The following is a 26,541-nucleotide window of genomic DNA, read 5'->3' as shown; positions in this document are numbered from 1 at the left end:
AAGTCTTTCAGTTGAGCCGCTGGACCGAGTCGTTGATTTCCTCGATCCGGCGGGTCTGTTCCTCGTTCGCGGTCGCGACGGCGCCGATCTCGTCGGAGATGTCGTGTACCTGCTCGACGGCCTCGTCGATCATGCTCGCGACTTCCTCGGTCGAAGCCGCCTGGTCGTCCGTCGCGGCTGCGACCTCCTGGATGCCGTCCGAAACGTCCTGGATGCTCTCGACGATGTCGGTCAGTTTCGCCATGGCGGCTTCGACCTGCTCGATTCCGTCGTCGACCTGGGTGGTCGTCGTCTCCAGGCTCTCGACCGTCTGCTCGGTGTCGCGCTGGATGTTCTCGATCCGCTGTTCTATCTGGCCGGCGTACTCCTGCGACTGCTCGGCGAGGCTCTTGACCTCGTCGGCGACGACGGCGAACCCCTCTCCGGCCTCGCCCGCGCGAGCGGCCTCGATAGAGGCGTTGAGCGCGAGAATGTTCGTCTGGTCGGCGATGTCGTTGATGACGTCGACGATCTCGTCGATCTCGCCGACGCGGTCGTTCAGCTGGTCGACGTCGGCTCGGACGGAGTCGGCCGAGTCAGCAGCAGTCTCCATCATCGAGATCGCTTCCTCCGCCGATTCCTGACCGTCGACGGCGAGGTCCGTGGCCTCCGTGCTTCGTGCGTCGACCTCGTCGGCCGTCGAGGCCACCTCCTCGATCGTCGCCGAGAGGTTCGAAACTTCGGCCGCCACCTCCTCTATGTTCGCGGCCTGCTCGTTCGAGAGGTCGCCGATCTCCTTCGAGCGGTCCGATACCTCGCCGGCCTTCGCCTGCAGGTCGGTGACCTCCTGATCGACGGTCTCGGCCACCTCCCGCTGGCGGTCGAGTTCGTTCTCGAGTTCGTTGCTGTACGAATCGATGTACGTGTCCATCGCGACGCCCTGGTCGAGCAGGAACAGCTTCAGCAGCGATCCCATCCGTTCGGAGAGAGCGTCGGCGACCTGCTGAGCCGTCTCTCGCGTCTCGTCGGCGGCCCCCGGTGGCACGAACTCCGACACCGCATCGTCCGCCAGTCCGTCCAACAGTCCCTCGTAGTAGACGCTGTACGCGCCGAGATAGACCTTCGGCCCGAGGTCGAGCATGTCGTGAATCTTCCCGATCCGAGCCCGGCGGGCGAAGTAGTCCGACTCGTAGGTTCCCGCGCCGAGGTCGAGGAGATACTGCGTTTGATCGCGCTTGAGCATCTCGACGCCCTTCGAGGAGGACTGGAGGATCGCGACGCTCTCGTCGAACGACTGGAGATGCGCGTAGAACTCCTCGACCAGGTCCTGGGCCACGTCCTCGAACACGTGAGAGACTGCCGCCAGTTGCGCTTCGTCTTCCTCGTCGAACCCGGTGAACGCCTTGCGCCACTGGATTTCGGTACTGTCGATGCCGATCTCCGTCGCCAGCGCGTCGCCGTCGACCCCTCGCCGATCCGCGGCCGAGATCTTGTACCCGTCACCGGCGTCGGTTGCCCGATCCGTGATATCGCTCGTCATGATATTGATGTTTCGATACCCCTACCTAAGCGGTTACCCCGACTAGTTAGGTATCTTCCCGTGCACTGGGATCGGACCGCTGGTCGCCGCCGAGACAGTGGCTAAAACCCGCGACCGTCGTCACTGGCCGGGGAGGAGAACGTGACTCGGTACTGACAGGCGACCGGATTCAGAGAACAGTTCCGGGGGAGAGCGTCCGTGCTTCTGCTGCGTCGTCCGCTGTGACGGCAACCGTCCCCGTTCGGTCCGCCCCCGGAACGAGAATCGTCGCGTCGACGGACAGCGGTGCGAGAACCCCGGCGACGAGCGTTCCCGGCTGTGTGAGCGAGGACCTGACGGCTACCTCGTCGTCTGCCGAGAGGTCAGTCTCGGCGACGACCTGCTCGGTCGCGGCGAGGAGGTGATCGTGACTGTAGGTCTCGCCGTCAGTCACCAGCAGGTCCGCGTCAGCGTCGACCCGGTCCGGTGGCATCGTCGGGTTCTCGCTCCAGACGTCGCGCTCGAAGTGGATCACTTCCGGATCGTCGGATTGGCCACCGTACGCGACCCGTTTGGTACCCGGCGTCGGCTCCCAGTCGGTGACGGTAGCTGCCGGACCGATCACCAGCCTGGCGTCGGCCTCCAGCGGGTCGCCGAAGCGGACAGGTGCCCCGAGCAACGCGGCGCCGAAGAACGCGAGCAGGGTCTGTGGCGTCGCGTCGTCGACGATCGCGACCTGCCGGCCCGGGCCGACGCCGTGGTACCGGAAGAGGCTCGCTGCTTTCCAGGCGTCCGTGCAGAACTTGTGCGCAGTGTACGGTTGCGAGGCGTCCGAGTACACGAGCGGCTCCTTCCGACGGCGCTCCCGTGCGACGAGGTCCCCGATGACGTCCATACCGACGGCTACCCGTTCGAGGGTCATATACTCCCGGAAAAACGGCGCGAGGCCGCCGAGGGGAAGGGGGTGGGGTTACAAGTAGCGGTCGATCGACCGATACCGACCCCGCGCCGAATTTAGATACGGCCGCGATAATATTAAGCGTAATTGAAGGTAAATAATACATTCTGGCGACGAGACGTGTTCTCGGCGGTATGACGGGGGAACGAATCCAGTCAGGAACCTTTCAATTCTGGCGGTCGGAGGACCGGCGGTCAGAAGCTGTTTTTGATTTTCTCGAAGAAGCCCTGATCGACGTCGATCTCTTCGCCGCCGGCCTCGGCGAAGGCCTCCAGCGCCTCGCGCTGTTCCTCGTTGAGACTTTCGGGCGTGACGACCTGGGCGCGCACGTACAGATCGCCCTGGCCGCGCCGTCGCAGTTGCGGCATCCCTTTGCCCTGCAGTCTGAACACTTCGCCGCTCTGTGTCCCCGCCGGGATTTCGAGTTCGACGGTCCCGTCGATGGTCGGCACCTCGACGGTGTCACCGAAGACCGCCTGGGGGAACGAGATGGCGTGCTGGTAGTAGAGATCGGAGCCCTCTCGATCGAACTCCGGATGGTCCGCCACCGACACCTCGATGAGCAGATCGCCGTTGGGACCGCCGTTCTCGCCGGGTGCGCCCTCGCCGCCCATTCGAAGCGTCTGGCCGTCTTCGATTCCTGCGGGAACCTCCACCGACAGCGTCGCCTCGTTGCGGACCGTCCCGTCGCCGCGACAGGTGTCACAGGTCTCGTCGTACAGCGTCCCGTCCCCGCTGCAGCGTCGACAGGTCGTCGTCTGCTGGACCCGTCCCATGGGCGTCTGCTGCACCTGCGTGACCTGTCCGCGTCCGTTACACTCCGGACAGGTTTCCGAATCGGCGCCCGGGGGATGGCCGCTGCCGTCACAGTCCGGACAGCTCTCGGGTCGCGTGAGCGTCAGCTCCTTCTCGGCGCCGTTGAAGGCGTCTTCGAGGTCGATCTCCAGCGACGTTCGCAGGTCTGCGCCCTGGCGTGGCCCGTTTCGGGACCCGCCGCCGCCGAAGAACTGCTCGAAGATGTCGCCCATGTCGCCGAAGGGGCCGCCCCCGCCACCGCCGCCGAAGGGATTGCCGCCGCCTGCACCGCGGCGGCCGCCACCGCCGTCGAAGCCGCCCTGCTTCTGTGCCTGCTCGAAGCGGTCGTGGCCCAGCCGGTCGTATGCCTGCCGTTTCTCCTCGTCGGTCAGTACTTTCTTGGCCTGCTGAATCTTCTTGAACTTCTCCTCTGCGTCGTCGTGGTCGCTAACGTCAGGATGATACTCCTGAGCTTTCTCCCGGTACGCCTGCTTGATCTCGTCTTCACTGGCGTCTCGGGAGACACCGAGTACCTCGTAGAAGTCCTCGCTCATTCGTTACCGATCCATATTCGATTGAGGTACTTGAAAAGAACGGGTCGATCATCGGACGGCCGACTGACGCTCATCACGGGCGTCAGATGTCTTCACTGAGCTGTTTGAGATCCGAGGTGACCTTGAACACCTTGGCGGTCTGTTGTTCGTTCGCTCGCGCGATCTCCTCGATCTCGTCGTTGATCTCGTTGATGCGGTCGGTCGCGTCGTCGACCATCGTCGCGACGTCTTCGGCCGTGACCGCCTGACTGTCGGTCGCGTCGGCGACCTCGCGGACGCCGTTGGCCGCTTCCTCGACGACCGTGACGATCTCGTCGAGTTGGGCCATGGCGTTCTCGACCTGCTCGATGCCCGTCTCGAGATCCGTCGCCGTCGTTTCGATGGTGCCCGCAGTCTGTTGGATGTCGGTTTTGATCTCGGAGATCATCGACTCGATCTGATCGGCCTGCGACTGGGACTCCTCGGCCAAGTTCTTCACCTCGTCGGCGACGACGGCGAACCCCTCGCCGGCCTCGCCCGCGCGAGCGGCCTCGATGGAGGCGTTGAGCGCGAGAATGTTCGTCTGGTCGGCGATGTCGTTGATGATGGTGACGATCTCGCCGATCTCTTCAGTCTGGGCCTCCAGATCACTGACTTTCGCATCGATTTTGGCGGCGGAGTCCTCGATGTCTTCCATCACGTCGACCGCCGCTGACGCCGACTCCTGTCCGTCGGCGGCGGCGTCGAGGGCTCGCTCGCTCGTCTCGTGGACGTCGTTCGACGTGGCGGCGATCTCCTCGATGGTCGCGCTCAGATTCGCCATCTCGGATCGTATCTCGTCCATGTTCCCCACTTCGGTGTTCGTGAGATCGCTGATCCGCTGGGAACTCTCGGACACCTCGGTCGCGAACTCCTGCAGGTCCTGCGCCGCCGATTGGGTTTCCTCGGCGATCTGGCGACGACGCTCGACTTCCGCCTCGATCTGTTGTAAATGGCTGTCGATGTACGTGTCCATCGCGACCTGCAGATCCAGGTTCATGATCTTGAGCGCCGAGAGGACCCGGTCGGATCCGTCGTCGATCTCCGCGGCGACGTCATCGATGGTATCCTCGGAGACGCCGGCCTCGCGGAGTTGGGATGCGACGTTCTCCTGGACCTGCTCGGTCAACACGGAGAGCAACAGATCGAAGTAGACGCCGTACTGCCCGATGTAGAGGTTCGCGGGCATATCGAGCAACTCGTGCAGTTTGCCGACGCGAGCGCGGTTCTGGAAGTACTCGGTGTCGTAGCCGCCGGTCGTGAGCGTCGTCCAGTAAGCGCGCTGGGTCTGCTTTAGCTCCTCGATCCCCTTCGGCGAGCGGCCGATCACGTCAGTCGCCCGGTCGTACTGGGAGAGGTTGTCGTAAAACCGGTCCGCGATTTCGTCGTCGTGTTCACGGAACGTCTCTTCGAGCGAACGGAGACGGCGCACGTCGCCCTCGTCGAAGTCGATGAAGTCCTTTCGCCACGCGATCTCTTCCGGGTCGAGTCCGATGCTGTCGACGAGGTCGTCGACGTCTACCTCGTCGTTGAGCCCGCCCTGCCCGAAAACGTGCATCTCGTCTGAGGATTGTTCCATAGATTGAACAGAAATTCCTGCTGTCGTTGTATTTCTGGGGTCGTACGCGGCTTCGAAGCCACTCGATATCCGTCACTCGAACTCGTACTCGTCGACTTCCTGCTGGAAGTACTCGCCGTAGCTTTGATCCTGCTCGTCGCCCGCAATGTGGCTGTCGAGCCAGTCGCGGGCGAACTCCAGTACCTCCATCGTGATGAACTCGCCGTCTTCGTGCTTCTTTCGCAGTTCGGTCACCTTCGACGCGAAGTTCTGGTGCATCTCCTCGTGGTTGTGGAAACACTCCGAGCAGTCCCGCGCGTACCCACAGTCCTGCATGAACTCCTCTTCGTCCCCGAAGTGATACTCGGTGTACTCTTCGAGTTCCTTGAGGATGTCCCCGAGTTCTTCCTGGGCACGCCCCTCCTCCATGGCCTCGTGGAGGTCGTTGAGCAGCGAAAACAGTCGCTTGTGCTGGTCGTCGAAGCGATCGATGTCCGTGCTGTACTTCGTCTCGTTCCACTCGATGAGCGCCACTGATAGATCCCTCGACAGGTCAGTCGGAGATACAGACCATAGTGAATGAGGCCGATTTTCAAAGTGTGAGAATTGCTCGACGCAGTCGACGCCGTCCACCCCGGCGCGAGAGTTGAGTGCCATTGCTCCGGCCGGTCTCGTCGAGATCGCGAAGGGCGACTTCAGTTCCTTCAGCGTGCCTCGGTCGCCGGGGTCTCGCGGGCCTCGGCCCGACCGCTGACCCAGCCACCGAAGGCACCGGCGATCGCACCGGGAATCGCCTGGCCGAACAGAACGACCAGACCGACGATGAACGCCCCCAGGGTGAAGACCAGGCCAGTGAACAGGGCCGCAAACACGGTCAAGACGACGAGGGTGAGCAGCCCACCGAAGACCGTCGCCAATCCGCCGTGAAGGGCTCCGTCACCCACCCCGGCGACCATGTATCCGGCGACCGCGCCGCCGATCAACCCCGGCAGTACGTGCACGAACGCGGTCGATTGTGTGGGCGGCACCAGCCACGAAACGATCAGTCCGAGCGTTACGGCCACGAGGAACCCGACGAACACCGCACGCCAGTTGATGTCCATGGGCGACGATACCACCCGCCAAGCAAAAGACATTGTTTTTAAATTGATAGTTTTGCCAGCCAGTCAGCCGTAACGAGCGCGGCAGGTTGGCTCGACGACGCTACCAAAAGCAGTCAGTTACTTACGGCGCATCACGGCCCGTTAGGCGCAGAGAGATAGGGCGCGCGATTCCGGTCGCGTTACTTTCCGAGACGCCGTCAGAGCGAATCTCTGACGTGTTGGCGAGGACTCGTCTGTTACTCTTCGTCTTCAATTCCCTCGAAAAACCTCCCTTCGGTCGGTTTTCGAGACGCCGATAGACTTCGCTTCGCTCGTCTATCGAGCCGACGAGAGCGACGACTCGCGTTACTCGTTCTCGTCCGTTCAGAAAGCTCGCTCACGCTCGCTTTCTGAAACACCGGAAGACGTCACTGCGTTCGTCTTCCGAGCCGACGAAGACTCGTCCGTTCAGTCCTCGTCTTCGTTTCCCTCGAAAACCTCCCTTCGGTCGGTTTTCGAAACACCGGAAGACGTCACTGCGTTCGTCTTCCGAGCCGACGAAGACGACTTGCGTTACTCGTCCTCGTCGTCCACGTCCTCGAAGTCGGCGTCGACGTACTCCTCGTCACCCGCACCGGCGCCCGCTGCGCCCGCGCCCGGACCTGCTCCGGCACCGGGGCCAGCGCCGCCCGGACCAGCGCCCGCGGCACCGCCGGGGCCTGCGCCGCCAGCGGCCTGCTGGGCCTGCTGCTGGTACATCTGCTTGCCGATCTCCTGGAGTTCTTCGGAGAGGTTCTCGGTGACCTCCTGGAGTTCCTCCTTGCCGGCGTCCTCGTCTTCGAGCGTCTCCTCGACCTCGTCCATGGCGTCCTCGATGGACTCGCGGAGGTCGTCGTCGACGGCGTCCTCGTTCTCGTCGAGGAGCTTCTCGGCGCGGCGGACCGCAGCCTCGGCGTCGTTGCGCGCCTCGATGCGCTCGCGACGCTCCTGGTCTTCCTCGGCGTGTTGCTCGGCTTCTTCCTGCATCTGCTCGATCTGGTCGTCCGAGAGACCGGCACCGCCCTCGATGGTGATGGACTGGGAGTTACCCGAGCCCTTGTCCTCTGCCTCGACGTTGACGATGCCGTCCTCGTCGATGGAGAAGCCGACCTCGATCTGGGGCGTTCCGGCCGGCGCCGGCGGGATGCCCGTCAGCTGGAACTCCCCGAGGAGTTCGTTCTCCTCGGCCATCTCGCGTTCACCCTGGAACACGCGGACCTGCACGGAGGTCTGGTTGTCCGCGGCCGTGGTGAAGATCTTCGACTCCTCGGTCGGGATGGTCGTGTTCTTCTCGATGAGCCGCTCGAACAGGCCGCCCTTGACCTCGATCCCGAGCGAGAGCGGCGTCACGTCGAGCAGGACGATGTCGTCGACCTCGCCGCCCAGCACGCCGCCCTGGATCGCCGCGCCGAGGGCGACCGCTTCGTCGGGGTTGACGTTCTTCTGGGGTTCCTGGCCCGCGAGTTCCTCGACTTTCTCCTGAACCTGGGGCATCCGGGTGGAGCCACCGACCAGGAGCACTTCGTCGATGTCGTCCTTGGAGTAGCCGGCGTCTTCGAGCGCCTGCTCGGTCGGGCCGACCGTCCGCTCGACGAGGTCCTCGGTCAGCGACTCGAACGTCGCGCGCGTGATCTTCTGTTCGAGATCCTTCGGGCCGTCGTCGTCGGCCGCGATGAACGGCAGGGTGACCGTCGTCTCTTTCCGGGAGGAGAGTTCGATCTTGGCTTCCTCTGCGGCCTCGGTCAGGCGCTGGAGCGCCTGGCGGTCCTCGCGGAGGTCGATCCCGTGTTCTTCCTCGAACTCGTCGGCCAGATAGTCGATGATGGCGTGGTCCCAGTCGTCCCCACCGAGTTCGTTGTCACCGTTGGTCGCGACGACCTCGTAGACGCCGCCGCCGAGGTCGAGCAGCGAAACGTCGAACGTCCCGCCACCGAGGTCGTAGACGAGCACCGTCTGGTCGGACTCGTCGTCGAGTCCGTAGGCCATCGACGCGGCGGTCGGCTCGTTGACGATCCGCTCGACCTCGAAGCCAGCGATCTCGCCGGCGTCCTTGGTCGCCTGGCGCTGGCGGTCCGAGAAGTACGCCGGAACGGTGATGACGGCCTTCTCCACCTCGTCACCGAGGTACTCTTCGGCGTCGTGTTTGATCTTCTGGAGGATCATCGCCGAGATCTGCTCGGGCGTATACTCCTCGCCGTCGAGTTCGACGTAGTAGCCGTCCTCGCCCATGTGGCGCTTGATGGACTGAATAGTCTGTTCCGGGTTCTGGACGGCCTGGTTCTTCGCGGGCTTGCCGACCAGCCGCTCGCCGTCCTCGGTGAACGACACCATCGAGGGCGTCGTCCGGTCTCCCTCACTGTTCACGATGATTTCCGGGTCGCCACCCTCCATCACCGCGAAGGCGCTGTTGGTGGTACCGAGGTCGATACCGAGAATCTTGTTGCTCGCCATTGTTATCATCCCCTACCGGTCTGAATCGGTTAAAAGTTGCTAGATTCGTGACGACCGACCACGGCCCAGTTCGGCCGTGTCCGGCGTTTTCGACCGCCGTCCAGCGATCTGACCGGGACTTATATTAGGTACCGCAAATCAATCGTTCTTCGGACCGCTAGGCGTCGGTTTCCAGGCCGACTAACCGTCCGATCCAGGCCCGTCGCTAACTGTGACCTGTGCGGTCCGGATTACCTTTTCGGCCATCTCGTAGCCGGGGCGGTGAACCTCGTCGATCGTTCCCTCCGGGTGGTCGCTCTCGACGCGGAGGAGCACCTCGTGGCGCTGGGGGTCGACCTCCTCGCCGGGTTCGGGCTTGATCTCGGCGACGTTCTCGCGTTCGAGTTCCTCGTCGAACTGCCGGAGCGTCGTTTCGATCCCGTCGCGGATGTCGGCGTTCTCGTCCTGGTCCAACGCGCGCACGAGGTTGTCGCGAACTTCGACCAACCGCTCGACGAGGTCTTCGGTGGCGCGCTGTTTCTCCTCTTCCCGGCGTTTCTTCATCCGCTTCTTGTAGTTCTGGAAGTCCGCTTGCGTGCGCTTGAGCCGGGATTCGAGGTCGTCCTTTTCCTGCTCGGTCGTGTCGAGTTGTTGCTCCAGCGAGGCGACTTTCGTCCGGAGTGCGGTGATCTCAGTCGCCAACTGCTCGGCGTCGGTGTCCTGGATGCGTTCGATCAGGTCCGCGTCGGCAGCGGCGTCCGCGTCAGCGATCTCGTCGAGTGATGCGTCCTCGGGAACGTCCGCGTCGTCGAGAATGTCGTCGAGCGCGTCCGCATCTCCGGAAGACGCCTCGGCAGCTGACTGCTCGTCGTTCGCTGTACCGTCGTCGTCGGGCTCCGTCTGATCGTCCGCCGTCTCGGAGGCGTCCGGCTCGCTCATGTTCCCGGGAAGGCCCGGGACGGGTAAAAGGGTTCAGAAAGCGGCTCTTCCCACTGGCAGGTACGCGGCGGACCTCGACACACTCATCTGACCGACTCCCGAACGAACGGGCGTGCTGAGGCTCGCCTACGAGGAAGGGACCATCCGTCTCGCCGGCGACGTGCCGACCGGACTACCGGGCGTCGAACGCGACCCGCGATCGAAAACTGCCCGTGCGCCCGGGTTCCGCTATCGCGACATCCGCGACGCTCTCGACGAACGCGGCGTCCCCTACGAGGACCGCGTCCTCGATCTCCCACCGCTCGACCTCGCCTCGACGTACGAACTCCGGGGGTACCAGCAGACCGCGCTGTCGACCTGGCGGGACAACGACGAGCGGGGAGTGCTCGAACTTCCGACCGGCAGCGGGAAGACAGTCATCGGGATCAAAGCCATCGAGTCTCTGGCCACGCCGACGCTGGTCGTCGTCCCCACGATCGACCTCCTGGAGCAGTGGCGACGAGAACTCGAAGCGGAGTTCGACGTCCCGATCGGGCAGTTCGGCGGCGGCGAGCAGCGCCGCGAGGACGTCACGGTCTCGACGTACGATTCGGCGTACCTGCGAGCCGACGAGGTGGGTGATACGTTCGGGTTCGTGCTCTTCGACGAGGTCCACCACCTCGGTGGCGAGGGCTATCGGGAGATCGCACGGCTGCTCGCCGCACCCGCGCGGATGGGGTTGACCGCCACCTTCGAGCGCCCGGACGACGCCCACGAAGCCGTCGCAGACCTCGTCGGGCCACTGGTCCACCGCGTGGGCGTCGACGAGTTGGCCGGCGAGCACCTGGCGGACTACGACATCAAGCGGATCGAGGTGTCGCTCACCACCGAGGAGCGCGCGGAGTACGAGCGCAATCAGGAGGTGTTCACCGACTACCTGGCGCAGTCGAACATCCAGCTCCGGAGCGGCAGCGACTACCAGGAACTCGTCAAGCGGTCGGGCACCGATCCGCGGGCGAGAGAGGCGCTGCTCGCCAAGCAGCGGGCGCGGGACGTGATGCTGAGCGCCGACCGGAAAGTCGAGGAACTCGAGTCGATCCTCGCCCGGCACCGCGAGGATCGGATCATCGTGTTCACTGCGTCGACGGACCTGGTGTATCGACTTTCGGAGCGGTTCCTGCTGCCGGCGATCACGCACGAGACGCCGACCGCTGAGCGGCGAGAGATCATCGAGCGGTTCCGGGCCGGTGAGTACTCGCGAGTCGTGACGGCGAACGTGCTCGACGAGGGGGTCGACGTACCGGACGCGAACGTGGCGGTGGTGCTCTCGGGGAGCGGCAGCGAGCGGGAGTTCACCCAGCGGCTCGGACGGATTCTTCGGCCGAAGGCGGACGGGAAGCGGGCGCTCCTGTACGAGGTTGTGAGTCGTGAGACGGCGGAGGAGCGAGTGGCCGAGCGGCGTCGGTGAAGACGCTCACAGTACGTGGTCGGCCGGGAGCAGAGTGGCCGAGCGGCGTCGGTGAGGGAAGTCAGTAGTCGAAGGCAAAATCGAGCGACGTGGCGCTGTCTCGCCACGCGTCGTAGTCGAACGAGAACACGAAGGAGAGATCAGTGCTCTCGCCGCTCCCGAGGTCGAGGGGCTGTTCCTGTTCGATCTCGTCGCCGTCCAGGCTGGCCGTGACCCGGATGGTCGCAATGCGGTCGACGGACGCCGGGTTCGTGACGGTGAGGTCGATGCGGACGTTACCGTCGGCGCTCTCACTGATCGCGTAATCGTTGCGGACCTGGAGGGGACGGCGCGTCGTCAGCCCGCCACCACCGCCGTCGTCGTCGGGCTCAGCCGGCGTCCCAGTCGGCGGTGACGGCGCCGGTGCGGGCGCCTCCGAACAGCCCGCTACCCCCGCTGCCAGAAGGCCGAGCGAGCGGACGACCTGTCGACGCTGCATACGCCAGGGGTGTCGCGGCGACGGTATGAATCTTCTCTCTCGCGTGTGCCTTCCGTCCGCTTTTGCCCGTCGAGACCCGAGTAGCGCCCGTGCTGACGAAGGACCTGCTCAGAGTGTCCCGCGCGGGGGGTGGCTTTCAGCCGCAGTTCGCCGGCGACAGCGACCGCCCGCTCGCCGCCCGCGTCATCGGTACGTACCAGGGCCACGTCGACCACCCGCGAAGCGACCTCGACGACGCGCTCACGGACCTCGAACGAGACGCCGACGACTTCAAACTCGTCCGCGGATTCGCAAAACTGCTCGACCGCGAGGCGACGTTCGAGACGCGGGCCCCCGTCGACCCGCGACGTGCTCGCGAAGCAGCGTTCACAGCCGCCGAGTCGGTCGGTGTCGCGTCCGAGACGGACCGCGAGCAGGCACTCTCACGGGCGGCCGACCGGCTCGGCACCGCGGCGAGTGACGTGGCAGCGGCCCTCTACGCCGATCGCGAACAGCGGCAGGTCCTCACGAGTCTCGACGTGCGCTGGAGCCCCGACGAACTGCTCGCCCAGTACAACCTCTCGCTGGCCCAGACCGCCCTCTTTGACGCGACCGAAGTTCGGGTACGCTCGTCCGATCCAAAGGGAGTCGTCTCGGCGGTCAAGCGACTCCGGTTGCTGTACGAGATCCGACGGACGGACGGCGACCGCGAGGTCGTGGTGACAGGACCCGACGCACTGTTTCGTCGAACCCGCCGGTACGGGACCCGATTCGCCAGATTGCTCCGGACCGTCGCCAAGACTGCCGACTGGCGACTGACGGCGACCATCGACGACCGCGGAACCGAACGGGAGATGACGCTTACCGACGCGGACGTGTCGGTGCCGGGCGTCGAACCGGTGACCGAGGTGACCTACGACAGCGACGTCGAGGCCGACTTCGCTGCGCGGTTCCAGTCGCTCGACCTCGACTGGGATCTCGTGCGAGAGCCCGAACCGCTGGAAGCCGGCGCGCACGTCGTCATCCCGGACTTCGCGTTCGACTACCGACACGCCGACTTTCGCATCTACTTCGAGATCATGGGCTTCTGGACGCCCGAGTACGTCGAGAAGAAACTCGCGCGGCTGGCCGACCTGGAGGACGTCGAGATGTTGGTCGCCGTCGACGAGACCCTCGGAGTCGGGGAGGACATCGAAGCCCGCGATCACCGTGCGATTCCGTACTCGGGACGCGTCCGTCTCAAAGACGTCCGTGACGCGCTCCGACAGTACGAAGAGGAACTGGCTGCACACGCTGCTGCCGATTTGCCGGCCGACGTGACGCCCGACGCGGACGCGATCGCCATCGAGACGCTGGCCGACCGCCTCGGCGTCAGTGAAAGTGCCCTCGAAGGCAAGAACTTTCCCGAGCACGAGGTGGTCGGCAGAACCCTGATTCAGCCGGCCGTGCTGGACGCACTGGACGACAGTATCGAGGCGGGAATGGATCTCGGAACAGTCGAGGCGACGCTCGACGAATACGGTATCGACGACGCCAGCGCGGTGCTCGCTCAGCTCGGGTACCGCGTCGAGTGGGAGGGTCTCAGCGGTGGGACCGTCCGGGAGAAGTAGGTATCGCCGCGGCGAGTGGAGACGAAGTGGTTTTCCGGCTTTCCCCGGGAGGGACAGATATGCAGGACCTCAGCGCACACCACGTCGGCATCACCGTCAGCGACCTCGACCGCGCCGTGTCGTTCTACCGTGACGTGCTCGGACTCGACGTACTCGCCCGCTTCAGCGTCGGTGGCGAGGAGTTCGCGACGGGCGTCGGCGTCGCGAACGCCAGCGCGGACTTCGCCCACCTCGACGGCGACGGTGCCCGCATCGAACTCGTCGAGTACGAGCCCGAAGGTGAAGACGCGACGGGCGGCGACGTCAACCAACCCGGCGCGAAACACGTCGGACTCGCGGTGGACGACCTCGACGCGTTCTACGAGACCCTGCCCGACGAAGTCGAGACGATCAGCGAGCCGCAAACGACGGAGAGCGGGACGCGCATCCTGTTCGTCCGCGACCCGGACGAGAACCTCGTGGAGATACTGGAAACGTAGAACCGCAGGCAAAACGTCATTGTTGCGCGTTGTCTATCCGTTGTATGCGCCTCCGTAACGTTGCGCTCGTCGTGGCGAGCGGCATCGCCGCGTTCCTCGTCGTCGGCGTCCTCGCGACCGAACTCGCCGCCCCGTACGTCGAGTTCTCGCTGTTCGTCGGGATTCCGGTTGGGCTCGTCGCCGGCGTGACGACGGCAGCCGTCGTCACCCTCGGGCTCGGTCCCGCGGCCGGACCCGGACGCCGTCGAGTCGCCCTCTCGCTGGGGACCTTCGGCGTCGCCTTCCTCGTCGTCCTCTTTGGTGCAGCGGGCGGCTTCGGCACCGGGACAGTCATCGCTCTGGTCGCCGGTGTCATCGTCGGCCTCGTCGCAGCCACGGCTGCGTATTTCTGGTTCGACAGCGGACAGGCGAATGGTGCTGTAGCTCACGGCCGATAGGTGCTGTCGTCAGCAAGCATCCGGCGCGCGAAGCGCGCCGGTTCACTGCCGGTGAGTGCCGGAGGCACGAACCGGCAGCAGTTTTTAGCGTAGATTTTTACGAAGGGGGTTCCCGCAGCGAGCGCCTAAGGCCGAGCGAGGAAACCCCCTGAAGTAAAAAGGTACTACATGTAACCGAGGTCGCGCAGGCGCTCCATCAGGTCCTCTTTGTCCTGGGCGCGGCCCGCGCGCTCGGTCGTGTTCTCCATGTCCTGCAGCCAGGCAGGCTCTTCGGCGGACTTGTCGGTGCTCACTTCACTGCCGAGCGAGCGGAAGCCGGCGAAGTACTTGGGGCTGACCGGGATGTCGTCTTTGGTCAGGTCGTTCGGCAGGTCGTCGTCGGCCTGCGGGACGTAGCCGTCGTCCGGGAACTCGGGGACGGTGTCGGGGACGACGAAGTGCCAGAAGGCGTCCCAGACGTCCGGTTCGGCGAACTGCAGGATCGGTTGGATGCGGTCGTGCGGGGGGTAGATGTCCGGGTCGTGGCGCGGCGAGAAGAACGTCTCGTCGGCGCGGGCTTCCTGCTCGTCCCAGCGGACGCCCGAAATCACGCCGTCGACGTCGTACTCTTCGAGGGCGTCGTTCAGCGCAACCGTCTTGAGCAGGTGGTTGCCGACGTAGGTGTCCAGCAGGAACGGGAACGTGTCCTCCTCGTACTCGAGCAGGTCGCGGATGTGGTGCTGGTTGTGTTCGGAGAGGTCGCTGATCTCGATGTCGTCGCCGGGCGTCAGGTCGTGCTCGTCGACGTACTCGCCGACGTCCTCGTTGCGCGCGTAGATGAGGTCGAGGTCCCACTCGTCGGCCCACTTCTCGACGAAGTCGTGGAGGTCGTCGAAGTGCTGGAAGTGGTCGATGAACACGACGGGCGGGACGTCGAGGTCGAACTTCTCGGCGACCTCTTTGATGAAGTACAGCGTGAGCGTCGAGTCCTTCCCACCGGTCCACATGACAGCCGGGTTCTCGTACTGTTCGAGTCCCTGGCGGGTGACTTCGATCGCCTTCTCGACTTTGTCCTGGATGGTCGGATAGTCGGCCGGGTCTTCGCCGTCGCCGTCCTCGTAATCCACGTCCAGGTACTCCGGGAACTCTGACATGGTGTAATGAGATATAATTAGGTGCGGTAAGTGTTTTTCGGCCTGCCAGTCGAGTGCCGTGTTATCGCACGACACGAGTGTCTCGGCAGTCCCGGACCCCACGTCGGCCTGTGGGTTTTAGGCACTAGCCATAGTCACTCTGGGTATGAGCCAGTTGCACGACGAGCTGCGAACGGCCTACGAAGACGAAGGGTACGACGTCGCCGAGATCAGTGCGAATCGCGAGACGATCCGGGTGGTCGTGCTCGACGAGGACGCCGAGGCGTCGGCCCTGCGCTCGATCGCGACGGCCGTCGTCGACGACGAGGACATGCTCGCGCTGAACGTCACCACCGAATCCGTCGACGGGCAGGACAGGATGGGAACAGTGGTCTCCTTCCGGCATCGGCCTTCCTGAGCGAGCGCCACCGCTGGGGCTCTTGATGCACAGAAGATGGACGAGATCAGTCCGTTGCAGTTAGCTGATGAACTTGTTGTCGCGCCAGTTGACGCCGCCGCCCTGTTCGTCGTCTTTCGGTTCCTCGACGACGTTGATGGAGGCGGGTCGTCTCTCGCCGTCGACGATGCGAGTGGCTCGGAGTTCGCCATCGACGGCGGAAACGGCCGTGAGCGTCCCTTTCTCTGCGATCGTTGCGATACCACAGAGGACCTCGAACATCGGGTACTGAAGTGCTGTGTTCTGGAGGACGGTCTCGCGATCGCCCTTGAAGCAAGCGTACTCGACGAGCTCTGACTCGATTTCCTCTTCTTCCTCTTCGAGCGTGCCCCACTGCGGGCCTGTGCCACCACCACTCCGACCACCCGGACCGCCCGGACCGTCTTCGGGTTCCTCTTCGTAAACCCGATTTTCTGTGATGCTGGCTTTGAGCTGTGCCGTCGGCGTGTACTTGCTCATGCTCTCGTCGGCTGCGACAGCACTGATGATGAGCGTGTTGTTGCGACGAGTGATGTCGATGTCCTGCATCTCCACGGGGAGTTCAGGATCCTCGAAATACTCGTAGACGTCTTCCAGCGGCAATTCAAGTGTCGAATGAAGTCTGTATACGCGGCTGGTCATGATTTGGAATGAGTGGCGGTCGGCTGACACCGGGCTGTTCACTGGGATATACGCACCCCTACCATATATGGCCTGTCCTTCCTGTGAAGCCTGTAAACTGTGTATCGTGTTAACTCCAGCCACACAGAGAGGCCCTGTTTTCGGTGGCCTCGAGGGGAGTCGACCAGGGGTAGCGAAAGCGGTAACGTGCAGGTTACGGGAGAAGTTTAGTACGGCCACCGTTCTAGGATACGTATGACCGATACCAAGGAGTACGAGGTCGTCGTCGTTGGTGGAGGCCCCGCCGGGTTGACTGCGGCACTCTACACGACGCGGCTGGGACACGACACGGCAGTCATCAACCGCGGTGGCGGACGCGCGGCGATGATGCAGGAGACGCACAACGTCATCGGCACGACCGAGGACGTCTCGGGCAACGAGTTGCTCCAGGCAGCGATCGACCAGATCGAGGGCTACGGCGCGGACTACCACCAGGACTTCGTGACCAGCGCCGAACGGACCGAAAACGGTCGGTTCCGGCTCGAAGCCGGGAACGTCACCGCCGTCGCCGACCGGGTCGTCCTCGCGACGGGATTCAGCGACAAGCGCCCCGAGCCGCCGCTCCCGCGCACGGGCCGCGGCCTCCACTACTGTCTCCACTGCGACGCCTACATGTTCGTCGACGAGCCCGTCTACGTGATGGGTCACGGCGAGGCCGCCGCGAAGGTCGCGATGATCATGCTCAACTTCACCGACGAGGTCGACATCCTCACGCGCGGGCACGAGCCGACCTGGAGCGAGGAGACCGCACGGCAGGTCGAAGCCCATCCCGTCGAGGTGTTCGACGCCGACATCGAGGCCGTCGAGAACGGCGACGACGGCTGGCTCGAAGGGTTCGTCTTCGAGGACGGGACCTTCGAGGAGTATCGCGGTGGCTTCGCGATGTACGGTTCCGAGTACAACACCGACCTCGCCGAGCAACTCGGCGTCGACTTGAACGACGACGGAACGATCGCAGTCGACGACCACGGCGCGACGAGCGTCGACGGCGTCTGGGCAGTCGGTGACGTCGTCCCCGGCCACAACCAGATTCCGGTCGCCATGGGCCAGGGTGCGAAGGCCGGCATCGACATCCACTACGGCCTCCGAACGTTCCCGATGTCGCTCGACGAAATCGAAGCACAGGGCGGGATCGACGACGCCGACGCACCGGGGATGTCCGATCGACTCCGCGGCCGAGCGCGCGCCCACCGCCGCGATAGCGAGGCGTCAGCGGACGACTAAACACCCGTTCTCTCCTTCCGTCTCAGACCGATGGTCAGTGTGAAGAGACCACGAGAAACTCGAAGTTGTCCGCACGTCACCCGTACTCGTAGATGCGGTCCTCGTCGGGGTCGTACTGGACTTCGAGTCCGAGGTTCGGGAGCGTAATCCGATTGGTCGCCAGGTAGGTCGCGCGGATGTCCGCGTATCGCATCTGGAGACCGGGATTCGACCCGCCAGTCAGTTCGATCTGTCGCGTGCCACCAGGAAGGTCGGCGTTCGTCCCGTTGCGAGTCGGTTCGTCGTGCGTTCGGAGCGTGATTATCCGGCTGAATCCGTGCCTGCTGTCCGGCACGTTCCGCTCGGACACGGTCATACCGTTGAACACGACGGTCTCCGCGCTCAGCGCCGGCGTCTTGAGGAGCAACTGGCCAGTCGTCACGTTGGCGCCGTCCGACCCGGCGGTTATCACCAGGCGCGCGTTCCCCCGCATGCCGTACTGATCGAGGTTGAATCGCTTGCCGAGTCGCAACTCTTCGATCTCGACCTCGCGGAGTTCCGCGACACCCTGTGGATAGTTCGAGTGGTTCTCGGCGTCGCCGCTTCCCGGGTAGAGGATGAAGTCGTCGCCGGCGATCCTGTCTGCCTGGATTCGGAACCCGCCGATGCCCGAGATCGGGACTGCAAACGCCACGCCCGTGCTCAGAAAGAGCGTTCCTACGACAGCAACGACACCGAGCGATGCACCAGTGCTTTTCGCGAAGATCCCCGTATCGTACATTATCGTTCCCCGTCGTGTCAGTTTCTTCCAGGAGAACGACGTTTGAACCAACCCCTCCTATCGAAGGACGTTTATTACAACGACCGGACACCAGCGAGAAACAGATCGGCAACCTCGCGTTCGGAACTGGCGCAAACGAGTCTGTTGTTGGGTAACGATTACAATGACCCACGCCCGGGCTAGCAGCATGACGGACATCCAGTTCCAGTCCGCGACGGCCCTCGCCGGGGCCGTCCGAAGGGGGGAGCGCTCGCCCGTCGATCTCGTCGACGCGTACCTCGACCGTATCGCCGACCGAAACGAGGAATTGAACGCCTACGTTACCGTGTTAGAGGACGAAGCGCGCGAACGGGCGCGTGAAGCCGAACAGGCGATCGAAGAAGGGGCCGACCTCGGACCGCTCCACGGCGTCCCGATCGCGATCAAAGACCTTCACCAGCCAAAAGCGGGCGTCCCGAACACGAAGGGACTGAAACCACTGGCCGACAACGTCGCGACCGAAACCGCGCTCGTCGTCGAGCGGCTGGAAGCCGCGGGGGCGATCGTCCTCGGAACGACGAACACCCCTGAACTGGGCCATACGATGCGCACGGACAACGAACTCCTCGGCCCGACGCCGACGCCGTTCGATCCCGAGGGAGAACGCAACGCTGGCGGGTCCTCGGGCGGGAGCGCGGCCGCCCTCGCAGACGGACTCTGTGCACTGGCGACGGGATCGGACATGGGCGGGTCGCTCCGCAATCCGGCGGCCTGCTGTCACGTGGTCTCGGTGAAACCGACCTACGGGCTGGTTCCGCACGACGACCGTCCGGACGCATTCAGTTCCCACACCCCGTTCGGCGTGCTCGGCCCGATGGCCCGGACGGTCGACGACGTGGCGCTCATGCTCTCGGTGATGGTCGGCAAGGACGACGTCGACCCCTTCAGCGTCCCGGCCCCCGACGTGGACTACCAGGCCGCGACCGACCGGCCAGCCGACGAGTACAGCCTGGCGTTCACGCCCGACCTCGACACCTTTCCCGTGGCCGAGTCAGTCCGGGCGGTCTGCCGCGACGCCGTCGATGCGGTTGCCGACGCCGGCGTCTCGGTCGCAGACATCACGTTCGGAGGGCCGGACAAGGGCGACCTGACCTATGCGTACGGAACGACCGCCGCTCCGCAGTTCGCCCGCGGCGCCCGCATCCTCAAAAGAGAACACGGGATCGACGTGACTGGCGCGGCCGCCGACGACCTCTCTCCCTCGTTCGTCAGCACGGTCACGATGGGGCAGGGCTACGACACCGACGAGTACCTGGACACGAACACGATTCGGACGGAACTCTACGACGCCGTCGAGGCAGTGCTGGCCGACCACGACGCGCTGGTGATGCCGGCACTCGCGACGCCGCCCCTGACGCACGACGAACCCTACCCAACCGAGATCGAGGGCGAGTCCGCCGGCGGGCTCCCGATGGACTGGGGACTCACCTGGCCGTTCAACATGACCGGTCACCCGGTGATGTCAGTGCCCGCTGGACTGACCGACGACGGACTGCCCATCGGCCTCCAGCTCGTCGGTTCGCGGTACGCCGAGGACGACCTCCTCGCCATCGCGGCCGCGTTCGAGGAAGCGAATCCCTGGGCCGACGACTACCCGGGCGCCCGAGGGAATTAGTCGTCGCTGGCGGCCCCGGCGTCGTCGGCGCCCTCGATCTTGACGAGTTCGTCGACCGGCGGGACCGCCGCGTCCGACTCGGTCAGGATTTCGACGCGCCGGGTGAGTTTGTCTCGCGAGTACTCGACGAGCGGCACGGGGTCGGTCGCGACGTTCGCTGCGCTCTGGACGATGCCGGCGACGTGGGGCATCAGGCTCTGGAGCGTGTCCTGGACGATCTCTGGATCGACGCCCTCGTCGTGGATCAGCCGCCGAACCTCGTTCATCCCGAAGCCGACGTGGCGGCCCTCGTCGCTGCGAATTTTCGTGATGCCGCCGACGAGACCGTTCAAGTTCGGGAACTCCCGGAGCGCCACCTCGTCCGATCCCGAGTCGCTGAACGACGACTGAAGTCCGAAGTAGGCCGTCTGAGCCAGCACCGACTCGATGACGAGATGGTAGTGGCAGTACGCCTTCGCGCGGTTCTCGGGCGTGTCCGCCTCCAGCAGTCTGTTCATCGCCGCCTCGTTCTTGTCGAAGAGTTTGACGTAGGCTTCGCCGAAGTAGCGCTGGTCGGTCGGCGACGTCACTTCGTACCCCAGCTCTTCGGCCACCGGGTCGATGACGTTGCGCCAGTACCGATCGAAAAACTGCGTGTGTTTGGCTTCCTCGTAGATCTGGCTGGAGACGAACATCTGCTTGTCGATGTCGTCGAGCGCCAGCCCCAGCGGCATCAGGTCCTCCGTCACCGCCTCCTCGCCCGCCCCGAACAGCGCGATGGTCGTCCTGAACTCGTCGAACTCCGCTTCGGTCGGTTCGTCCTCGACGAACTTCTCCAGGTCCGCTTCGAGATCCGCTTCCGGGACGTCCTCGTACGGGCCCCAGTGCCGATACACCGCGTTCTCGAAGTACCCCTGTGCGAACGACTCCCTGTCCAGTCGCATCGATCGACTGGTGTCCTCCACCTGTGTCATTGTGGGTCGTCCACAAACACCACGGCCACAGGGTAGTTGTTACCCCCTAAAAATTACGGCCATTTATTCCGTCGAAGAAAGGCATCAGTGAGGAGACGTGACTGCGGCCGTCACTCGCTGTCTGCGCTGGACTCGCCGCGTTCCAGTGCCATGATGCGATCGACGTACAGTTCGTGGAGCGTGTCGCGCTCGCCGAGCGAGAGAGCGTCGCGGTCGGCGTCGACGACGACGTCGCCGTCGTAGAGCACCGTGAGGTGGTCGACCAGCGGGTCGAACTCGGTGAGATGGTGCGTCGAGACGACGACGGCGTTGCCGGCGTCGCGGTACTCGCCGAGGAAGTCGAGCAAGCGGTTCTTCGACACGTCGTCCAGGTCGCCGAGCGGTTCGTCCAGGAAGAGCACGTCCGGCTTGTCGAGCAGCGCCAGCGCCAGGTCGAGTTTCTTCGCGAACCCCCCGGATAGCTCGGCCGCGCTCCGATCCATGACGCGATCCAGCCGGAGCGTCGTCACCAGTTCCGCCCGCCACGCGTCGTCGGTCGCGCCGACCAGCGCACTGAACACCGAGAGGTTCTCCGCGACCGTCAGTCCCCGGTAGAAGTTCGCCCGCTGGAACCCGCAGCCGATCCGTCCGTCCGGGAGCGACACCTCGCCGCTCGTTGGCGTCGTCAGTCCCAACACCGTCCGAAACAGGGTGGTCTTCCCGGACCCGTTCGGGCCGACGAGGCAGTGGAAGGTGCCCTGCTGCACGGTGAGGTCCACCCCCGTCAGGGCCGTCACGTCGTCGTAGCGCTTGGTCACGTTCCGGAGTTCGACTACTGCCATTGCACGACCTCCGTTCTCGGGGGTGGTAGCTCGTCTCCCATGTTCAGATCGTCCGTTTGTAGCGTTCGATGGAGAGTTTCAACAGCAGCACAGTCACCGCAGTGAACCCCAGCAGCGCGAGCAGCCAGTCCGCGAACAGTCCGACGTGCAGGTCCTTCAGCGTCAGACTTCGCGCGACGATCATCGAGTAGTGCAGGGGGATCTGGCGAGCGATCTCTTTGCGGAGCGGCGAGAAGAACCCGACCGGGTAGACGATGCTGGAGAAGGTCAGTAACGCGAACATGACCGCGACGTTGACGAACCGACCGAGCGTGCTGAAGTCGCTCAGGATCATGATGCTCGCGCTGATCGCCGAGAGGTAGACGAACGTCAACAGGAAGACGCCGACGACCGCCAGCGACAGGAACGTCACGGTGTAGCCCAGATGCCACGCCGCCCCGTAGAACGCCGAGATCGGGACCAGCATGAGCAGCGTCATGTAGAGGATCTTGGTCGCGACCACCGCGTCCATCGAGGTTTCGACCAGTAACCGTTCGAGCACGTCGGCTTCCCTGGCCAGGTTGTAGGGGAGGTACGTGAACGCGAACAGCATGACGATCCCCATCAAGAACACGGGCACGAGATACTCCGAGAGCGTGTGCTGCTGGCCGACTACCTCCCGCTCGACGGAAATGTCGGCCGGCAGGTTCCGGTCGAGATAGAACGCCATGATACTCCGGATGGCCTTCGACGGCTCCTTGAACGGCACCATGCTCCCGTCGATGTACAGGAAAAACGTGGCGTTCTCCGTGTTCTCGTCCAGAATGCCGGGCGGCACCTCCAGGACCGCGTACACCGACTCCCGTCGGAGTGCGGTCATCGCCGCGGACTTGTTCTCGTAGCGCTGCGGGTCGGAGAACGTGGCTGCGCCACCCTCGATGATCGTCAGGCCGTCCTCGGAGACGGTCTCGTTCTCCGGGACGACGGCGATCGGGGCGTCCTCGGGGACGACCGTCTCGAAGACGACGGTCGTGAGAGCGAAAAAGCCCGGCAGCAAGAGGAGCAAAAAGAGGAGCGTCACCATTCGGTGCCGGCTCCAGAGCACCTCCTTCCGTAAGAGCGACAGAATATTCATCGAGACTACGCTTGGGGACGAAGCCAGGGGACTTCAGCCTGGTGTTGCGCTCGGAATCAGGACCGGGCGCCTCCATCGCGGCAGACCCGAACCCGTGTCACTTAGGTCCCGCTCCCGACAGGCGTGGCAGTTTCCGTCGGGACGTCGTCGCCGAACCCGGACTCAGATCCGTAGTCGGATTCGCTCTCGTAGCTGGAATCGGTCTCGGAGTCAGAGCCGTAGTCGAGGTCGTACTCCGAGCCGGTTTCGTAGTCGTAGCCGGAGTCAGTGTCGGTGTCGAAGTCGGTTCCGTAGCTACTCCCGTACATCCCGCCCCACTCCTCCATCGCGGCTTTCCACGCGTCGACGATCGTGTCGACGTCGCTCTCGAAGGTCATCTTCACTGCCGTCCCGTCCTGTTCGACGTTCACGTCGTTGAGGAGGGCTTTTGTCTCGTTTGACTGTGTGAACTGTTCGGCTCCGACGACGCCGGCCTTGACCAGAGCGGCGACGTCGTCAGCGTCGCTCTCGTCGCCGGTCTCCATGCGCATCTGCATCCCGATATCGTCCTCTGCCGTGTAGTACGACCCGGACACGACCGAGATGCTCTTGACTGACTCGAACCGTTGGTCGCTCGTCACGCCCGTTCCAGTCTGGTTCAGTTTCTCCTCGTCCGGGAACGTCGCAGCGAACTTCATGTACGTGTTCTCACCGCTCTGCGTGTCGTCGTAGGCGGTCCGCAGGTCGCCGTCGAACGCGTCCATCTCACCGCGGTCCACGTCGATGGCGTCCTTGACCGCGTCCTCCGATCCGACGACGTACTGGCCGTCTGCGAGCACGCCGATCCAGCCCCGGTCCTCGTCCTCCGAGACGTTCTCTTGCTTGTAGATCGTGTAGCCCTCGTAGTCGTCTTCCGCGTACTCGGTGCCGTTCGAATCGGTCTCGTCGATGAATTTCTCTTCGCTCCACTCCGAGTCGATGACGAACCCGGCGTAGCTGTCGTCGGGGAGACCTGTACTCGCGGACTCGCTCGCGTCAGGGTACTTCCCGTACATCATGACGCTGTTGAGCTTGTCCATCTCCAGCGACGTGTTCGAGGAGGTGTTCGCCATCATCTCCTCGTAACTGTCCGGCCCCGTGTACAGCTCACCCTGTTGTTCCTTCGACATGTTGATGAGACTGTTGACGAGTTCCTTCGTGGTCTGGTCTTCGGCGACGTCGGGATCCATGTACATCACCACGTCGACGTCCTCGGGGACTTTGTCGGCCATCTGGTCTTCACCCAGGAACGGAAGGTCACCGTCGAGTACCACGTACGTCGCCCCGGCACCGCCGATGACGACCATGCCAGCGATCACGACCTGCAGTTTATTCGCGAGGAGCGTCTCGGTGATCGCCATCACGCCACCTCCGTTCGGAAGCGAGCGTCACACCACTGCGGGTGGGGAGCGGACGGGACGGCAAACGTATCTGAGAAACGGATGTGCTGCATACCTGATAGCTGCATGTGGACGAATAAAGATGTTACTGCCGAAATATAACGGGCGAAACCCGCGACGCGCGAGCGTCGCGCTCAGTCCTCGTGTCGTTCCTTGAGCTGCTGCTTGTCCGTCTTGCCGATGTCCGTCAGCGGGATCTCGTCGACGATGTGCACCTCTTCGGGCATAGCCTGACGCGGAACCTTTCCTTCCAGGTGCGCCTCGATGTCCGCCTTGGTGAGGTCGCCGTCGTAGTCCGGATCGGGTTCGACGTAGATGACGACGATCTCGCTGCCGGGACGGTCCGGGTCGGGCGCGCCGATGGTCGCCGGCCGGTGGACGCCCGGATGGGAGAACAGCACCTCGTCGACCTCCTCGGAGTAGACCTTGAGGCCGGACACGTTGATCATGTTCTTCACGCGGTCGACGATGTAGAACCGACCCATCGGATCGACCTTGGCGACGTCACCGGTCGAGACGTAGCCCTCCTCGTCGAAGGGGTCCTTGTCCTGATCGAGGTAGCTCTTCATGCGCTGTGGCCCCTTCATGAGGAGTTCGCCTTCGCGTTCCTCCTCGATGGCGTCCTCGATCGGGATCTCCTCGTCCGTGTCGACGTCGCGGAGTTTGATCTCCGTGTCGGGCGCCGGGACGCCGATCGTCGGCTTGTCGAAGCCTTCCTCGGCCGTGTCCTGCCCGAGCAGCATGTCCTGCAGCCCGCGGACGTTGAAGTGCGTGATCGGCGACATCTCCGAGAGCCCGTACCCCTGCGAGATGCCCTTGGACTTCTCTTCGAACTCCTCTTTGGTCTCGTCGGCGAGCGGCGCGGACCCGGACAGGCCGATGACGTCCTGTTCCAAGTCCTCGTTGACGATGTTCATGAACTGCGTCGGGACCCCGAGCATCACCAGCGGCTCGTACTCCTCGATGAGGTCGGTCATCATCTCGGTGTCCCGCGCGTCGGGCACGAGCAGGAGGTCCAGCCCGAGTTCGACCAGCGAGTGCGCCACGGAGTAGCCGTAGGCGTGGTACATCGGGAGCGACATGACCGCTGCCTCGCTGCCGCGCATCATGTCCGCCATCCGAGACTGAACGGCGACGCCCTGCAGCGTGTTGGCGACGAGGTTCCTGTGCGTGAGCTGGCAGCCCTTCGGGAGTCCGGTCGTCCCACCGGTGAACAGCAGCGTGTGGACGTCCTCCTCGACGTCGAACTCGACGTCCGGCGGGTTCGGCTCGGTGTCCACGATGACCTCGGTGAGCCACTCGACGCCCTCGACCTCGTCGTACTCTGCCGGCGGGTTCGGACCGTAGTCCTCGACCTCGGTCAGGATGACGTCAGTGAGGCCGAGTTCGTCTTTGAGCGAGAGGATGAGGTCGCGGTGCTTGTCCTGCCCGATGAGCACCTCGGGGTCACCCTGTTCGAGCCGATAGATCAGGTCCTCCTCGGCGTCGAGGAAGTCGTTCGGAATGTGCACCCCGCCCGCTCGCGAGATGGCGTTCTCGGCGATGATGAACTGCGCTGATGTCGGAAGTACCGTTGCCACACGGCTCCCCTTCTCTACCCCACGTTCGCGGAGCGCCGTGGCGAGTCGGTCGACGTGATCGACGACCTCGGTGTACGGGTGCTTTTCCCCAAGTTGCACCACGCCCTGGTCGGGATGTTCCTCGGCTGTCTCGTAGAGGAACTGATGAACCGGCTCGTCGGGATACGGCTCGAGCGTCTTCGGTACCCCGAACTGCTCGTATTCCTTGAACCACGGCTGCTCCGGTATCTCGGATGCGTCTGACATCTGTCTATAATGTCGTGAATCCTACTGCTTAAACCTGGTTGGTTCCGTCACCATTTACCACGCATATTACTCGAAAAGCCGCGGATAAATGCCGATTTGAATTTTCACCAGGGTTCCAGACGCACCCACCGGCCGAGTATGGATACAACTAGTTGTCGTTAGTAGTACCACGTGGACAGCAGCGACTAGTCGACCTACAAGCAGTTATCTTGCGTCTTCACGTGCATGTCTGTTGGATAAT

Annotated in this window: 23 protein-coding genes and 1 pseudogene; 7 read left to right on the top strand and 17 right to left on the bottom strand. The window is 64.0% G+C overall.

Annotated features, from left to right (window positions below; translation table 11 throughout):
• Nucleotides 1–7: 7 nt before the first annotated feature.
• The 8 genes and pseudogenes from ACFR9U_RS08935 to ACFR9U_RS08900 all read right to left on the bottom strand — a co-directional run bounded on the left by ACFR9U_RS08935 (nucleotide 8) and on the right by ACFR9U_RS08900 (nucleotide 9,871).
• Nucleotides 8–1,519, bottom strand: coding sequence for a globin-coupled sensor protein (locus ACFR9U_RS08935; protein WP_247375106.1), 1,512 nt, complete (start codon nucleotides 1,517–1,519; stop codon nucleotides 8–10).
• A gap of 169 nt (nucleotides 1,520–1,688) precedes the next feature.
• Complete coding sequence (locus tag ACFR9U_RS08930; RefSeq protein WP_247375109.1) at nucleotides 1,689–2,393, bottom strand: acyl-CoA synthetase family protein; 705 nt, start codon at nucleotides 2,391–2,393, stop codon at nucleotides 1,689–1,691.
• 257 nt (nucleotides 2,394–2,650) lie between these two features.
• On the bottom strand, nucleotides 2,651–3,805 hold the full coding sequence (gene dnaJ, locus ACFR9U_RS08925) for a molecular chaperone DnaJ (RefSeq protein ID WP_247375111.1): 1,155 nt from the start codon (nucleotides 3,803–3,805) through the stop codon (nucleotides 2,651–2,653).
• An 82-nt stretch (nucleotides 3,806–3,887) separates the two neighbouring features.
• Nucleotides 3,888–5,402, bottom strand: a complete 1,515-nt coding sequence (locus ACFR9U_RS08920; RefSeq protein ID WP_247375130.1) for a globin-coupled sensor protein — start codon at nucleotides 5,400–5,402, stop codon at nucleotides 3,888–3,890.
• A gap of 75 nt (nucleotides 5,403–5,477) precedes the next feature.
• Nucleotides 5,478–5,933 (bottom strand): annotated as a pseudogene (locus tag ACFR9U_RS08915) (bacteriohemerythrin); the annotation flags it as partial.
• A gap of 152 nt (nucleotides 5,934–6,085) precedes the next feature.
• Nucleotides 6,086–6,484: a DUF5518 domain-containing protein gene (locus ACFR9U_RS08910; RefSeq protein ID WP_247375153.1), complete on the bottom strand. Its 399-nt coding sequence runs from the start codon at nucleotides 6,482–6,484 to the stop codon at nucleotides 6,086–6,088.
• Between the two features lie 552 nt (nucleotides 6,485–7,036).
• Nucleotides 7,037–8,953 (bottom strand): molecular chaperone DnaK, encoded by a 1,917-nt coding sequence (dnaK, locus tag ACFR9U_RS08905; protein WP_247375170.1) that lies wholly within the window; start codon nucleotides 8,951–8,953, stop codon nucleotides 7,037–7,039.
• 180 nt (nucleotides 8,954–9,133) lie between these two features.
• On the bottom strand, nucleotides 9,134–9,871 hold the full coding sequence (locus tag ACFR9U_RS08900; protein WP_247375173.1) for a nucleotide exchange factor GrpE: 738 nt from the start codon (nucleotides 9,869–9,871) through the stop codon (nucleotides 9,134–9,136).
• 112 nt (nucleotides 9,872–9,983) lie between these two features.
• On the opposite strand from ACFR9U_RS08900, the gene ACFR9U_RS08895 reads away from it, so the two are divergent.
• Complete coding sequence (locus ACFR9U_RS08895) at nucleotides 9,984–11,318, top strand: DEAD/DEAH box helicase family protein (RefSeq protein ID WP_247375177.1); 1,335 nt, start codon at nucleotides 9,984–9,986, stop codon at nucleotides 11,316–11,318.
• A 61-nt stretch (nucleotides 11,319–11,379) separates the two neighbouring features.
• Here the strand turns inward: ACFR9U_RS08895 and ACFR9U_RS08890 are convergent, their stop codons facing one another.
• Entirely contained in the window at nucleotides 11,380–11,796 is a 417-nt protein-coding gene (locus ACFR9U_RS08890) for a hypothetical protein (RefSeq protein WP_247375180.1), read from the bottom strand.
• 89 nt (nucleotides 11,797–11,885) lie between these two features.
• Between ACFR9U_RS08890 and ACFR9U_RS08885 the strand changes: the two genes are divergently transcribed.
• From ACFR9U_RS08885 to ACFR9U_RS08875, 3 genes are read left to right on the top strand one after another with little or no spacing between them, the layout of a single operon-like run.
• Nucleotides 11,886–13,385 (top strand): DUF790 family protein, encoded by a 1,500-nt coding sequence (locus tag ACFR9U_RS08885; protein WP_247375182.1) that lies wholly within the window; start codon nucleotides 11,886–11,888, stop codon nucleotides 13,383–13,385.
• A gap of 59 nt (nucleotides 13,386–13,444) precedes the next feature.
• The gene (locus ACFR9U_RS08880) at nucleotides 13,445–13,864 is read left to right on the top strand and encodes a VOC family protein (RefSeq protein ID WP_247375185.1); all 420 of its coding nucleotides are present in this window, start codon (nucleotides 13,445–13,447) and stop codon (nucleotides 13,862–13,864) included.
• 44 nt (nucleotides 13,865–13,908) lie between these two features.
• Nucleotides 13,909–14,301, top strand: a complete 393-nt coding sequence (locus ACFR9U_RS08875) for a DUF8147 domain-containing protein (protein ID WP_247375187.1) — start codon at nucleotides 13,909–13,911, stop codon at nucleotides 14,299–14,301.
• Between the two features lie 164 nt (nucleotides 14,302–14,465).
• Here the strand turns inward: ACFR9U_RS08875 and ACFR9U_RS08870 are convergent, their stop codons facing one another.
• Nucleotides 14,466–15,434 (bottom strand): phosphoadenosine phosphosulfate reductase family protein, encoded by a 969-nt coding sequence (locus ACFR9U_RS08870; protein WP_247375190.1) that lies wholly within the window; start codon nucleotides 15,432–15,434, stop codon nucleotides 14,466–14,468.
• Nucleotides 15,435–15,579: 145 nt separating this feature from the next.
• Here ACFR9U_RS08870 and ACFR9U_RS08865 point away from each other — a divergent pair, with 145 nt between their 5' ends.
• Nucleotides 15,580–15,831, top strand: coding sequence for a hypothetical protein (locus ACFR9U_RS08865; protein ID WP_247375193.1), 252 nt, complete (start codon nucleotides 15,580–15,582; stop codon nucleotides 15,829–15,831).
• Between the two features lie 60 nt (nucleotides 15,832–15,891).
• Here ACFR9U_RS08865 and ACFR9U_RS08860 read toward each other — a convergent pair whose 3' ends face one another.
• Complete coding sequence (locus ACFR9U_RS08860; protein WP_247375195.1) at nucleotides 15,892–16,491, bottom strand: DUF7110 family protein; 600 nt, start codon at nucleotides 16,489–16,491, stop codon at nucleotides 15,892–15,894.
• A 234-nt stretch (nucleotides 16,492–16,725) separates the two neighbouring features.
• On the opposite strand from ACFR9U_RS08860, the gene ACFR9U_RS08855 reads away from it, so the two are divergent.
• Entirely contained in the window at nucleotides 16,726–17,754 is a 1,029-nt protein-coding gene (locus ACFR9U_RS08855) for an NAD(P)/FAD-dependent oxidoreductase (RefSeq protein WP_247375199.1), read from the top strand.
• Between the two features lie 76 nt (nucleotides 17,755–17,830).
• Here ACFR9U_RS08855 and ACFR9U_RS08850 read toward each other — a convergent pair whose 3' ends face one another.
• Nucleotides 17,831–18,514: a hypothetical protein gene (locus tag ACFR9U_RS08850; RefSeq protein ID WP_247375201.1), complete on the bottom strand. Its 684-nt coding sequence runs from the start codon at nucleotides 18,512–18,514 to the stop codon at nucleotides 17,831–17,833.
• A 187-nt stretch (nucleotides 18,515–18,701) separates the two neighbouring features.
• On the opposite strand from ACFR9U_RS08850, the gene ACFR9U_RS08845 reads away from it, so the two are divergent.
• Nucleotides 18,702–20,168: an amidase gene (locus tag ACFR9U_RS08845; protein WP_247375204.1), complete on the top strand. Its 1,467-nt coding sequence runs from the start codon at nucleotides 18,702–18,704 to the stop codon at nucleotides 20,166–20,168.
• Here ACFR9U_RS08845 and ACFR9U_RS08840 read toward each other — a convergent pair.
• The 5 genes from ACFR9U_RS08840 to ACFR9U_RS08820 form a co-directional block, all read right to left on the bottom strand.
• Nucleotides 20,165–21,121, bottom strand: a complete 957-nt coding sequence (locus ACFR9U_RS08840) for a ferritin family protein (RefSeq protein ID WP_247375206.1) — start codon at nucleotides 21,119–21,121, stop codon at nucleotides 20,165–20,167. The two genes, ACFR9U_RS08845 and ACFR9U_RS08840, sit on opposite strands and share 4 nt — an antisense overlap.
• A 110-nt stretch (nucleotides 21,122–21,231) precedes the next feature.
• Entirely contained in the window at nucleotides 21,232–21,942 is a 711-nt protein-coding gene (locus tag ACFR9U_RS08835) for an ATP-binding cassette domain-containing protein (protein ID WP_247375209.1), read from the bottom strand.
• Between the two features lie 43 nt (nucleotides 21,943–21,985).
• Nucleotides 21,986–23,005 (bottom strand): ABC transporter permease, encoded by a 1,020-nt coding sequence (locus ACFR9U_RS08830; protein WP_247375212.1) that lies wholly within the window; start codon nucleotides 23,003–23,005, stop codon nucleotides 21,986–21,988.
• 152 nt (nucleotides 23,006–23,157) lie between these two features.
• On the bottom strand, nucleotides 23,158–24,435 hold the full coding sequence (locus tag ACFR9U_RS08825; protein ID WP_247375216.1) for an MSCRAMM family adhesin SdrC: 1,278 nt from the start codon (nucleotides 24,433–24,435) through the stop codon (nucleotides 23,158–23,160).
• A gap of 173 nt (nucleotides 24,436–24,608) precedes the next feature.
• Complete coding sequence (locus ACFR9U_RS08820) at nucleotides 24,609–26,300, bottom strand: AMP-binding protein (RefSeq protein ID WP_247375219.1); 1,692 nt, start codon at nucleotides 26,298–26,300, stop codon at nucleotides 24,609–24,611.
• Nucleotides 26,301–26,541: the final 241 nt, after the last annotated feature.

It is taken from the genome of Halorientalis brevis, from assembly GCF_042678165.1.
Lineage (GTDB): Archaea > Halobacteriota > Halobacteria > Halobacteriales > Haloarculaceae > Halorientalis > Halorientalis brevis.
The sequence above is the reverse complement of the archived record's forward strand: the minus strand, read 5'-3'. Positions and strand labels throughout refer to the sequence as shown.